10 protein-coding genes are annotated in these 12,726 nt (G+C 60.1%); 4 read left to right on the top strand and 6 right to left on the bottom strand.

Annotated elements, in window-relative coordinates; translation table 11 throughout:
* Positions 1–118 precede the first annotated feature (118 nt).
* Positions 119–1,657 (top strand): glycerol kinase GlpK, encoded by a 1,539-nt coding sequence (glpK, locus tag Hrd1104_RS07365; protein ID WP_154552142.1) that lies wholly within the window; start codon positions 119–121, stop codon positions 1,655–1,657.
* Positions 1,658–1,659: 2 nt separating this feature from the next.
* Complete coding sequence (locus Hrd1104_RS07360; protein WP_154552141.1) at positions 1,660–2,742, top strand: hypothetical protein; 1,083 nt, start codon at positions 1,660–1,662, stop codon at positions 2,740–2,742.
* A gap of 143 nt (positions 2,743–2,885) precedes the next feature.
* On the opposite strand, the gene Hrd1104_RS07355 is transcribed toward Hrd1104_RS07360, so the two are convergent.
* Together Hrd1104_RS07355 and pyk are read right to left on the bottom strand one after the other, a co-directional pair.
* On the bottom strand, positions 2,886–3,860 hold the full coding sequence (locus tag Hrd1104_RS07355) for an ROK family protein (protein ID WP_154552140.1): 975 nt from the start codon (positions 3,858–3,860) through the stop codon (positions 2,886–2,888).
* 125 nt (positions 3,861–3,985) lie between these two features.
* The gene (gene pyk / locus Hrd1104_RS07350; RefSeq protein WP_154552139.1) at positions 3,986–5,740 is read right to left on the bottom strand and encodes a pyruvate kinase; all 1,755 of its coding nucleotides are present in this window, start codon (positions 5,738–5,740) and stop codon (positions 3,986–3,988) included.
* A gap of 641 nt (positions 5,741–6,381) precedes the next feature.
* On the opposite strand from pyk, the gene Hrd1104_RS07345 reads away from it, so the two are divergent.
* Both Hrd1104_RS07345 and msrA read left to right on the top strand, forming a co-directional pair.
* A complete protein-coding gene (locus tag Hrd1104_RS07345) occupies positions 6,382–7,434 on the top strand; it encodes an NAD(P)/FAD-dependent oxidoreductase (protein WP_154552138.1) in 1,053 nt (350 codons plus the stop codon).
* 83 nt (positions 7,435–7,517) lie between these two features.
* A complete protein-coding gene (msrA, locus tag Hrd1104_RS07340; protein WP_154552137.1) occupies positions 7,518–8,045 on the top strand; it encodes a peptide-methionine (S)-S-oxide reductase MsrA in 528 nt (175 codons plus the stop codon).
* Between the two features lie 181 nt (positions 8,046–8,226).
* Here the strand turns inward: msrA and Hrd1104_RS07335 are convergent, their stop codons facing one another.
* The 4 genes from Hrd1104_RS07335 to idsA3 all read right to left on the bottom strand — a co-directional run bounded on the left by Hrd1104_RS07335 (position 8,227) and on the right by idsA3 (position 12,718).
* Positions 8,227–9,975, bottom strand: coding sequence for a glutamate--tRNA ligase (locus Hrd1104_RS07335; protein WP_154552136.1), 1,749 nt, complete (start codon positions 9,973–9,975; stop codon positions 8,227–8,229).
* A 278-nt stretch (positions 9,976–10,253) separates the two neighbouring features.
* Entirely contained in the window at positions 10,254–10,937 is a 684-nt protein-coding gene (locus Hrd1104_RS07330; RefSeq protein ID WP_154552135.1) for a hypothetical protein, read from the bottom strand.
* Between the two features lie 2 nt (positions 10,938–10,939).
* Positions 10,940–11,461, bottom strand: a complete 522-nt coding sequence (locus tag Hrd1104_RS07325; RefSeq protein WP_154552134.1) for a hypothetical protein — start codon at positions 11,459–11,461, stop codon at positions 10,940–10,942.
* 216 nt (positions 11,462–11,677) lie between these two features.
* Entirely contained in the window at positions 11,678–12,718 is a 1,041-nt protein-coding gene (gene idsA3, locus Hrd1104_RS07320; RefSeq protein ID WP_154553217.1) for a geranylfarnesyl diphosphate synthase, read from the bottom strand.
* Between the last annotated feature and the right edge of the window lie 8 nt (positions 12,719–12,726).

Genomic DNA, 12,726 nt, shown 5'->3' with positions numbered 1-12,726 from the left:
TCCGTAAATGCTGGATATACGGCAACCTACCACGTCACCCCAATGATTTATAATCATATAATGAGAACGCTACTGGTACGGTATCGTGTTGAAATAACCTCAAATAAGTTAGCAACTCATGACAGAAACGTACATCGGCGCGATCGATCAGGGAACGACCGGGACCCGGTTCATGGTCTTCGACCACAGTGGTGCAGTTGTTTCCAACGCGTACCAGACGCACGAACAGCTATATCCCGAACCTGGCTGGGTCGAACACGATCCACTCGAGATTTGGGAGAATACCAAGGATGTCGTCTTGGACGGGCTTGCGGACGCAGACATCTCGCCCGAGCAACTCGAGGGCATCGGGATTACCAACCAGCGTGAAACGACTATCGTCTGGGACGAGGCATCGGGCCGGCCAATCCACAACGCGATCGTCTGGCAGGACCGACGGACAACCGATCGCATAGAGGAACTACAGGAGGCCGAGAAAGTCGAGTGGATCCGTTCGAAGACAGGTCTCGAAGCCGACGCGTACTTCTCGGCGACGAAGACCGAATGGCTTCTCGACAACGCCGAGCCGCTCAAACTACAGAGTACGCGCGCAGAGGACGTTCGAGACCGGGCAGCAGCCGGTGAACTACTGATGGGCACGCCCGATTCGTGGCTCATCTACAATCTCACTGGCAATCACATTACCGACGTGACCAACGCGTCCCGGACGATGCTTTTCAACATCCACGACCTCGAGTGGGATACGGAACTCCTCGAGGAGTTTGGCGTCCCCGAGCCGATGTTGCCCGAGGTACGCCCCTCTTCGGACGAGAACTACTACGGGCACACGGATCCGGACGGCTTCCTCGGTGAGGCAATCCCCGTGGCGGGCGCGCTGGGCGACCAGCAGGCGGCCCTGTTCGGCCAGACTTGCTTCGACGAAGGCGACGCCAAGAACACCTACGGAACGGGCTCGTTCTACCTGATGAACACGGGTTCCGAAGCCGTCGAGTCCGAACATGGGCTCCTCACCACGATCGGTTTCCAGATGTCCGGCGAACCCGTCCAGTACGCACTGGAGGGGTCGATCTTCGTCACCGGCGCGGCCATCGAGTGGCTGGAGGATGTCGATCTGATCAATAACGCCGCCCAGACCGCCGAGCTTGCCAGCTCGGTCGACTCGACCGATGGCGTGTACATGGTCCCGGCCTTCACCGGCCTGGGAGCCCCCCACTGGGACGGGCGGGCTCGCGGGACGATCGTGGGGATGACCCGCGGGACGCGCAAGGAACACATTGTCCGGGCGACGCTGGAATCTATCGGCTACCTCACGCGGGACGTCGCCGAGGCGATGGAGGCGGACTCCGGCGTCGAGACCACGACGCTCCGGGTCGATGGCGGCGCGGTCAAGAACAACTTCCTTTGTCAACTCCAGAGCGACATCATCCAGACGGAGATCGCACGCCCCGAGGTCGACGAGACGACTGCGCTGGGCTCAGCCTACGCCGCCGGACTCGCCGTCGGCTACTGGGAGACACAAGAGGAACTCCGTGACAACTGGCAGGTCGACCGTGAGTTCTCCCCAGAGGTCGATACCGACGAGTCCGACCAGATGTACGATCGATGGGATGACGCCATCGAGCGCTCGCTCGGATGGGCACGAGACGAGGAGGAATAGCCGTGTTTGACATTGCCCTCGCGGTCCCGGTGATCGGCGGCTCCTGGGAGGATTTCGCTCTCCTGTTTATCACGGCGCTTGCCGGCGGTGCGTTCGGTGCCGCACTCGGCGCACTTCCCGCGTTCATCTTTACCGGCTTCGTGGTCTTCCTCGGTGAAGGGATCGGCATCGTCACTCGCGTCTTTGGCCTCGACGCCGTCCCGGGAACCGCCTTCACGGGTGACGTGACTGGCGTGATCGGGTTCGGTGCGATCACCGGACCACACATCGCCTTCGCGGGTGGCGTCGCAGCGACCGCCTACGCAGCCAAGCAGTATCCCGAGATGGAACCGGACGGCTGGGACTATCACTTCGGGAAAAACATCCTGTACGCCTTCGGGACGAAACCCGACATCCTCGCGGTGGGCGCTATCTTCGGCGCGATCGGGATGCTGATCACTGAAGTCGGGTACGCGGTTGTCGTCGTCGATGGGACCGCAGTTACCGACTTCATCGCGTTTTCGGTCTTCGCGACGGCGTTTCTCGCCCGCCCGGTCTTTGGCTACCCGATAATCGGCACGTCGAGTGGGTCCGACCATCTCGATATGTCGCCGTTCGAGCGAGAAGACCCACATCCGAAGGCTGACGACGGCGCCGTCGAACACGATGGGCGAGTAGCGACCGAACCGTGGCTTCCCCACCAGTACAAGTGGACTGGGGTCACGGCAATCGGAATCGTTGGTGGGTTGCTCGGCGGCTTCATCTACATCAAGACCGGCAGTGTGTTCATGGGATACGCCATCTCGGCGATGAGTCTCCTCTTTTTGAACCTGGGTGTCGAGAAAATCCCGGTCACTCACCACATCACGCTCCTTGGCTCGGTCGGTGCAGCCGTAATCGTCCCCGAGTTTAGCCCTGTCGTTGCACTGCTCGCGGCCGGCGTCTTCGGTGCCGTTACTGGGCTGTTCGGTGAACTGACCCAACGGCTGTTTTACGCCCACTCAGGCACGCACGTCGATCCGCCAGCAATGGCCATTGCGATTGTCATGGCTATCGTCGCTGTCCTCTCGATCGCCGGAATCCTGCCCAATGCCGCGTATCTCTAATTGAGACGTCATCGCTTTTTGGGCGGTCGGAAAATCGGCGTCCCACTCGACGTATCTGGGCTGATCGATGAACGGTGTAGACTCGACTGTTTTGTGCCAGAAGAACGGTCGCTGTCTCTTATCGCCGAGACAATCCTCGCGATTTACTCGGGGAGTTGATTTCGGTCGCCGGTGCCCTCGGTGAGTGCGCTGGCGAGTGCCCCCTCCAGAACGACGTCGTCGCCTAGGGTCGTGAGTTTGATCTCGGGGATGTTTCCGAATACCATCTCGGGTAACTGCTGGCGAATCTTGTCGACGACCAGCTCGGGGTTGTTCTCGGCGACGCCACCGCCGATGTAGATGACAAGCGGGGCGTAGGCCTGGACGATATTGGCGACACCCATCGCGTTGAACCGGGCCAGGCGATCGATAAATGCATCGGCGAACTCGTCTTCGCCCGCGTACGCAAAGAGATCCGGGGCGGTGAAATCAGCGTCCATGACAGGCATGTCCGTTTCCCAGTCGCCGGACTCGTAGTACTCTCGGGCGTACCGGGGGATGTTCTGTCCGGAGGCGTAGGCTTCCCAGTGGCCGTCCTGGCCACAGCCACAGCCCATCCGACCCTCGGTGTCCAGGGTCATGTGGCCGACTTCGCCAGCGTTGCCATCCCAGCCGCTGAGGATGTGTCCGTCACAGGCGATCCCGGCGCCGATCCCCGTCGAGATCGTCAGGTAGACCATGTCGTCGGGATTGCGCTCGCTGTGGAAGCGCTCGCCGATCACGCCGGCGATCGCGTCGTTGTGTAGGTAGACGGCCTCGGTTTCGGCGAGGTTACTGATCGGTCCGGTCAGCGGGATCCGATCGATCGTATCCGGCAGGTTCGCCGGATTCTCGATTTCCCCTTCTGCGAGATTCAGTGGACCGATCGTCCCCATGCCGACCGCTTCGAGGGCCGAAGGCTCGACGCCGGCGTCCCCGCAGGCGTCTTTGAGAGTCTCCAGGACCGCTTCCGTGACAGCGATGCCTGTCGGCCCCTGCGGTGTTTCCCGTTTGTGTTTTCCGAGTTCGTCGCCAGTTTCGTCGCCGACGACGGCACGGACGTAACTTGCACCGAGGTCGATCCCTGCATACGCGGCCATATGCGCACATAGATGGTACTCCGACACTTAATTGCACATATTTCCGGCCGACAGTACTCGCCGAACTTCCGATGACTGAGTAGCGCTAAAAACGCGGTATAGTCGTCGGTTCGTTCGGTGTCGCCTCAGTTTTCGTCTTTGAGCGTCCCCAGCGGACCCTTATACAGGACGCCGCGCTCGGCGTCGAGCGTGACCGTCGATCCGTCTTCCAGATCGTCCGGGACAGTCATGTGGCTGACCGTCGGGAGGTCGAGTTCGCGCCCGACGACAGCCGCGTGGCCGCGCCGGTCGTCGCTGCCGTCGATAATGCCGCTGAGTTTGCCAGGATCGCCTGCGAATTCGCCATCGAAGGACTCAGACAGTGCCAGAATCGCTCCCTCGGGGACCTCACTGAGATCGCCGTCGGTGGATTTGACCACTTCACCGGTGACGAGTCCGTCGACGATCGACTCACCGGAAGAGACGGTCTCGGCTGCGACGTGGACCTTCAGCATGTTCGACGTGTCGACACCGTCCAGTTCGGTCATCATCCCCGAGATGACGACGACAGTATCGCCGTTCTCTGCGATGCCAGTTTCGAGTGCTGACTGGACCGCGTTCTGGATGATCGCGTCGGCTCCTTCGGTGGTGTACGGTGCGGTTGTCGGGTACACGCCACGCGAGAGCGCGAGCTGTCTCCGGACCCGCTCGCTGGGCGTCGAGGCGATAATCGGGATCGGTGGCCTGAACTTCGCGACCCGAAGGGCCGTGTAGCCGGATTCGCTGGCTGCCACGATCGCCTCGGCGTCGATGTCCTCAGAGAGCGTTCGGGCGGCGTGTGCCAGCGCATCGGTCCGCGTCTCGTCGGATGTCGGGACGCGCTGTTGGCGGAGTTGGGCGAACTCCCCACTCTGCTCGACTTCTTCGACAATATTGCCCATCGTCCTGACGACGCGGGGCGGGTGGTCGCCGATCGCCGTCTCGCCCGAGAGCATGACTGCGTCGGTCCCGTCGAAAATCGCGTTGGCAACGTCGGAGGCTTCTGCTCGCGTCGGACGCCGGGAATCTTTCATCGAATCGAGCATCTCCGTCGCCGTGATGACCGGGACGCCCGCTTCGTTGCACTTTCGGATGATTCGCTTCTGGTACAGCGGGACTTCTTCGAGGGGGAGCTCGACACCCAAGTCCCCGCGGGCGACCATCACGCCGTAGGACGCCTCGATAATGCTATCCAGGTTTTCGACGGCGCCTTTCCGTTCGATCTTCGAGATGACTGGCACTTCCGTGCCCTGCTGTTCGAGGTACTCGCTGATCTTCCTGACGTCGTCGCCGTCTCGGACGAAACTCGCTGCCACCAGATCGACTTCCTCCTCGGCGGCAACCTGCAGTTCGGTCCGGTCTTTCTCGGTCGGGAACGGCAAGCTGAGTTCGACACCGGGGACGTTGACGCCTTTGCGTGCACCGAGTTCGCCGCCGTTCTCGACGTGGGCGTAGACGTCGCCGTCCTCGACTTTCTCGACGGTCGTCTCGATGCGGCCGTCGTCCAGCAGCACGTTGTCTCCCGGTTCGACGACTGAAATATCGACAGATAGCCCCACTTCTTCGGGTGTGGCTTCCTCGCCTTTGTAGAATCGAACTGTCGTTCCGCCCTCCAGTTCGATCGGTTCCCGGATCGGGGCGGTCCTGACCTCCGGCCCTGGGATGTCGTGCATGACGGCGACGGACTTATTGAGCTCCGCGTCGACCTCGCGGATCCGTTCGACCATCGTCCGTCGGTGTTCGGGTGAGCCGTGGCTGGCATTGAGCCGGGCGACGGACATGCCGGCCTCGGCCAGGTCCTTGATGTCTTCTTTCGACTCCGATGCTGGTCCGAGCGTACAGACGATTTTGGCGTTTCGCATTTGTTAGTACCCCCTGGTGGAGGGTGACGGCCGCCGTCCGCTGACGGTGCTCGCCATACCTAGGGACCTCTGTCCCCTGGGGATATGAAACTTATCAGAGCGATCTGATACGGCAAAATATACCACGAACGGCCGTGGTATGTGTACTCGAACCGCAATCATCGACGGCTGAATGTCAGGATCGTTATCTGATTTAATTCCTTCGTGAATATGTATGCTGTTCTCCCGTTTCGTGCGTATTTTTGATTCTCTCCAACCGGCACAGATCGGCCCACTCTTCTCGGGGCATTGCATCGGGCTCTTCGGAGAGCCGGTTGTCGGAGACAAGGTGTGCGGGGAGCGATCGTCCGTGAGTTCAGTCACTGCGAAGCGTCGACACCGGCTCCGATCATCGTCGACCGAAACGTCGCCAGACGTCTCGCCTCGTTTGTGTCGGATCTACTAGCTTAGTCATGCATCTGTCTGTCGCCACTATCCTCGATACGATGGACTCTCTGCCGCCGCAATTCAGTCAACACACTCTCGATATGGCTGTCGAGGGCGCACGAAACACGGGCACTTGCGGGATCTACGCGCCTTGACGCGCCGAGCGGAAGGCCGCGTGCGCAAGCTACAAACGCCGGCCTCCTGTACAAATTGGTATGTCTGAGAAAGCTGCACACCGCCGGTTGATCATCGCCGGCTCGGGTATCGCCGGTATGACGGCGGCCGTCTATGCCAGTCGCGCGAACAACGATCCATTGGTCTTGGAGGGTGACGAACCGGGTGGCCAGTTGACGCTGACGACCGACGTCGCCAACTACCCCGGCTTCCCCGACGGGATCAACGGTACCGAGCTAGTCAACCGCATGAAAGAACAGGCGACGAACTTCGGGGCCGACGTCGAGAACGGCATCGTCGAGTCGATCGACGACGATGCCCGCCCGTTCCGCGTCGAACTGACGGACGGCACTGTCTACACCTGTGACGCCTTCATCGCCGCCAGCGGTGCGAGCGCGCGCACGCTTGGCATCCCCGGCGAGGACGAACTCATGGGCTATGGCGTTTCGACGTGTGCGACCTGCGACGGCGCGTTCTTCCGCGACGAGGACATGCTCGTCGTCGGCGGCGGGGACGCCGCCATGGAAGAGGCTTCCTTCCTCACGAAGTTCGCCGACACGGTGTACTTGGCTCACCGTCGCGAGGAGTTCCGCGCCGAGGATTACTGGGTCGACCGCATCATGGAACACGTCGATGCTGGTGACGTCGAGATCATGCGCAACACGGAAGCCGTCGAGATCCACGGGTCCCGTGAGGACGGCATCGACGGCGTCTCGCTGGTCCGCCACCCCGACGGGCATCCAAAAGACAAACTCGATTCCGACCGCGCCGACGAGGTCGAACACTTCGAGCAAGATGTCGGTGCTGTCTTCCTTGCCATCGGGCACACGCCAAACACCGACTACCTAGCAGACACCGACGTCGAACTCGACGAGACGGGCTACATCCACACACAAGGTGGCCGCGACGGTGGCCAGACCGAGACGGCCGTCCCGGGCATCTTCGGCGCAGGCGATGTCGTCGATCATCACTATCAGCAGGCGATCACCGCCGGCGGGATGGGCTCGAAGGCTGCCCTCGATGCCGACGACTATCTCGATGACGAAGCCGAAGCCGCCGCTGCTGAGGCCAGCGTGGCCGAAACTGACGACTGATTCTCGGTTGCGGGCTGCAAACAGCTGACTCCAAATTCGCCGCCCTCGTCACCCTGATACGCCTCGCGGTCCTACAGCTGGCCATGGCAACAGCGACGTTCGGTGGCGGGTGTTTCTGGTGTACTGAAGCCGCGATGAAAGAACTGGACGGCATCGAGTCGGTCACGTCGGGCTATGCCGGCGGCCACGTCGAGAACCCGACCTACCGGGAAGTCTGTTCCGGTGACACCGGCCACGCCGAAGTTGTCCAGGTCGAATACGATTCTGCCGTGATCAGCTACGACGAGTTGCTGGAGGTGTTTTTCGCTACCCACGACCCCACGCAACTGAACCGGCAAGGGCCCGACGTGGGGACACAGTACCGCTCGATCGTCCTCTATCACGACGACGACCAACGGGAGCTGGCCGCCGCCTACATCGAGGCCTTAGACGCGGAATACGACGAGGAGGTCGTGACAGAACTCACCGAGTTGGACGAGTTCTATCGTGCAGAGGAGAAACACCAGGACTACTTCGAGAAGAACCCGACCGACGCCTACTGTCAGATGCACGCTGCACCGAAAGTCGAGAAGGTACGCGAACGATTCCAAGCGCTGGTCGCAGACGCCTGAGTGCGGTCGATCGAGGGGAGACGCCGATGCTGGAACGCAGACTGAAACTCACGGTCTGTCGCCGTCGACACGGCGTATAAAATAGCCGCACTATTCGCGCGATCATTTGTCACAATCACCGTCGATAGCATCGCTCGACGCCCCGCGTTTGCTTCGACCGAGACGGTGCCTTCCCTGTGAGTTACGGGTGCGCGAAGTACGCGACCAGTTCGTCGTCCTCGCTCACGTCCGTTGGTTCGGTCGCTTCGGGCACGGTATCGAGACGGGCGAAGCCGACCCGGACGAACTGGACCATCTCGTCTTCGCCGTAGCCGAGCAGTCCCGGCTCGACGTGACCGGTCACGTCCCCGTCAGGTGTCCGGAGTCGGGCGGGAACGCTCGTCGTCGCCGGTACCCAGTGGATTACGTCCACATCGCCCTCGCGAACGACGTCAATATCGTCGTCGGTGTACTCGAAGGCCCCCTCGTCGGTTCGGCGGACACAGCCATATCCTTTCAGCCAGACGCGTTCGCCTTCGGGTGGCAGGTCCTCATCTTCGATCAGGACCGCCGAACCGACCGGGATCGTCCGCTTGCCTCGCTCCTCGTGGTTTGGATGCATCGGCGGCTGACCGCGTTCCGGGCCGCCGGAAAGAGCCACTTCGACGCCGTCACGGACGAAAAAGGCCCGGTCGCTGTCGTCGTCGATCATCTCGCGATTGTTGGCGTAGACCGAGGACAGCGCCAGATCGACGTTGCTGGTCGAAGTCCCGAGTTCGGTCATCGCGTCGACGATGGCCTCGCCTCGGATGCCGCGTCGACGGAGACTGGCGATCGTCGGCGCACGCGGGTCGTCCCAGCCGTCTAACTCGCCGTCTGCGATCAGTTCCTTGATCGTCGAGGTGCTCATCGGCACGTCGAAGTCATCGACCTGCACGTGGCCCCAGTGGATCACCTCGGGGTACTCCCAGTTGAAGTACTCGTAGACGAACTGCTGGCGCTTTGCCGAATCCTGGAGGTCGATCCCCCGGATGATGTGTGTCACGCCCGTGAGGTGATCGTCGATCCCGCTCTGGAAATCGAGCATCGGCCAGCAGCGATACTCGGCGGCTTCCTCGCGAGGGTGGGGCGTATCGATAAGCCGGAAGGCAACCCAGTCTCGCAGGGCTGGATTCTTGTGCTCGATGTCGGTCTTGATCCGTAGCACCATCTCGCCAGGCTCGTAGAGCCCATCGATCATGCCCTGGAACTCGTCGCGCACTGTCGCCGGGTCTTTCTCGCGGTGGGGACAGGACTCACCGTTGTTTTTCAGCGCGGAGAAGTCCTCAGCCGGACACGAGCAAGTGTAGGCTCCGCCCAGATCGATGAGGTCGCGCGCGTAAGCGTAGTACGTCTCCAGACGGTCGCTGGCTTTCAAGACGCGATTCGGTGTGAAACCGAGGTACTCGATCGCTTCGAGAATCCCGTCGTAAGCGTCCAGATCGGGACGCTTGGTTTCGGGATCCGTGTCGTCGAACCGGCAGACGAAGTAGCCGTCGTAGCGGTCCTTGTACGTCCCGATGACGGCAGCCATCCGTGCGTGGCCGATGTGCCAGGGACCGTTCGGGTTCGGGGCGACCCGCATCCGGACCTCCTCGTACTCTTCGACGTTCGGCAAATCGGGGAGCGCATAATCGTCCTCCTCGTCGTCGGCATCGAGTTCTTCGAGGCGCTCGGGCGCGAGTTCGGCCAGGCGCTCGCGTTGGTCGTCGGTCGAGAGGTCGTTTACGTTCTCGACGACGGGGGCGATAACGCCCGGGATCTCGTCGCCGAACTCCCGGAACTCCGGATTCTCGCCCATCAGCGGCCCCATGATGGCCCCGACCTGGGCGTCGCTATCGTGTTTCAACGCGTTGAACAGCGCGTCGGCCTCGGCGGCCGTCTCGACGCGCTCGCGAATATCGTCGTCCATTGCTGTGCGATTGCGGGCCGGTCGTCAAAACGTCGTCGGGTTCGAACGAGAACGTTTTTCGGCCACCTCAATGTGGTTTTCATTCGGATGTATCAACAATAAGAGAGCGGAGTAAAAAGAGGAATCCGATCGCTGCGGGGAGAAAACTCATTGGGACATAGTTCATCGGTTGAGCGCTTTCGCTACTCACTCCAGCAGCGATCCCAATGGAAACGATATAGATTGCGAGCAGTATCCAAGGTGTTCCGTCTCTAATCGAGGTCATATATTACGAAAAATCACAATTCCTTACGCGAACAAGAAACTGTCGCTTCGAATTCTGGGAATATTGGGATATCCGTGTAGGGATGAGTCCCCATGGTGTAGCTGTTTTTAAATTCATGCGACAACTTCACCGATAGCATACTTTCTTCATCCTCTGGATTTTGGATCCATCCTTCTGCTATATTTTCGAGTTCAATGAAATTTCTTTCCGCTTCTTCGTCCCAGAATGCCCACGACGACGGATACGTATATGTGTGGGCTACTGTCTCATTGGGGACGGACTCTATTTCACGAGCAATATACGGGACATCGTATGAAGCTGTGACTCCTCCTTGTGCCCCTCCAGGCGTATACGATGCGGACATCGACCAATCCAGTGAACCGGTTTTCGGCGTCGTCGGTCCCCAATCGGTTATTTCGTACCCGCCGGACTCATTTTCGTCCCAGTCCTGCGTTAACGTCGTTTCGTTGTTCTTGGTGCCATCCCATCCTGCAGAGTATGCCGTTCCAGGGTAGATTCCTGCCCGTGGAGTACAGGCGATATAGTTTTCGTCATCCCGACTGTCGTTTTTTACTCCCCACATTTCGACAAACAGGTCCACCTTTCCGGCCTCTTTTATTTCTCCATTGTCCAATTCGGCAGATACGGTATCTTTCACAGTTGTCGTTCCAATCCGAGACCATTCTGGTTCGGGCATTGTTATTTACCCCCGTTTTCCGCAAGAAATTGCTCGATAGACTCGTGTGCGTTACGCTCCTGCTGCTCCCGATACTCACTTGGCATGCCCCCTCTCGATGAAGCAGATTGGGCGATATCAGTACGCTGGGTCGTCGTCCGTCCGATGGTTCGTTTCGAGTTAGCTGTTATTTCTGATAGAGGCTGTGGTTCACTCACGCGAAAAATCTGCTCGATCGGTGCACCATCCGCAACCACAACGGCATATCCAGCCAGATACCCATTGTCCGGGATTGGATCTCCTGCGAGGACGACCTGATCAGTATCACTCGACACATTTGGAGCGGCATGAAGTGCTTGCTCCCTAGCGTTCTCGATGTGCTTCTGTTTCACTGGCCGACGATACGTTCCTTTGACACCGACTGGATCGGGTTTTGACTCCGCCGATACGGTAAGCGGTATCGAACTGATACCGATGGTTGCTGCAGTCGCTTTCAAAAAACCGCGACGGTTCGTTGTGGCGGGAGCCAATCCATCTCTAGGCATTAATTTCTATCTCATCTTCCATATAGAAAAACATCACCAATTGGTTGTATGGTGCCCTGTAATTGCATTTGTGTTGATGGAGGTCGAGATGCTAGTCGTCTTTCATCCAGTAGTGATCGGCAAATTGGAATCCACTGACTGCATCCAGCAGTTCCCGATTTACAATCGATATCGAGGTGGGGGCGGCGTAGACAAAAGTGCCAGGAGGTCGCGTCCTCAGTATTCGCGTTCGATCAGGAAGTCCGCGATCCCTTCGAGTAAGTTCCGTGCCTCGTTGTCTGGCAGCACGTCGAGGTTGTCCTTGCCGTCTTGAATGAGCCCCTCGGCCGTCTCACGCGCGAAGTCGATGCTGCCGGCGGCCTCCAGTTCCGCGACGGCGGCTTCGATAGTCTCCTCCTCGACCGCTTCCACGTCGTCTTCGGGGACGAGCCCGTCCACGTCGACGCCCTGCTGGCGGGCGTGGACAGTGATGATCGTCCGTTTTCCCTCCACGAGGTCGCTGCCCCGCTGTTTGCCCAGTTTTTCGGATGGCGTCGTCAGATCGAGCAGGTCGTCCTGGATCTGAAAGCCCCGTCCGATGTTCAGCCCATACTGGTAGAGCGCGTCGATTTTGTCCTCTTGGCCCATCAGGATTGCGGGGATCGAGGCCGCGGCGGCATAGAGGACCGCCGTCTTGAGTTCGACCATCTCCAGGTACTCGTCGGTCGTCACCGCGTCGTAAGATTCGAACTCGATGTCCAGTGACTGGCCTTCACAGATCTGCGTGCAGGTGGTGGCCAGTTCAGACAACGCGCGGACCGACCGATCCCCGGTCGCCCCGGTTTCGAGCATGTTCTCGAAGGCCTTCGCGTAGAGCGTATCGCCCGCGAGAATCGCCGTCGAGAGATCGTACGCTTCGTGGACGGCGGGGACGCCACGGCGCATGGCGTCGTCGTCCATGATGTCGTCGTGGATGAGCGTAAACGACTGGATGATCTCGATGCTCACTGCCGCGGACATCATGTCGAGGTTGTCGCCGGCCGTCGGAAAGTTGCGATAGGGCTGACTCCGTGGGGACACGTCGGCGAGTGATTCCGCTGCGAGCAGCAGGATCGTCGGCCGGAGGCGTTTGCCGCCGGCGTCGAGCAGATACCGTGAAGCCTCGTAGAGTTTCGTTGGCTCGACGACCGGGAGATTCTCCGGAATGGCCTCGTTGACCTGCCCGCGACGCCACTCGATGGCCTCCATCACCGCGGCCGAGTCGTCGGTATCCGTCATCGCCATCT

It is taken from the genome of Halorhabdus sp. CBA1104, from assembly GCF_009690625.1.
Lineage (GTDB): Archaea > Halobacteriota > Halobacteria > Halobacteriales > Haloarculaceae > Halorhabdus.
Note: the sequence above shows the minus strand (reverse complement) of the source record. Positions and strands in the feature narration are given on the sequence as shown.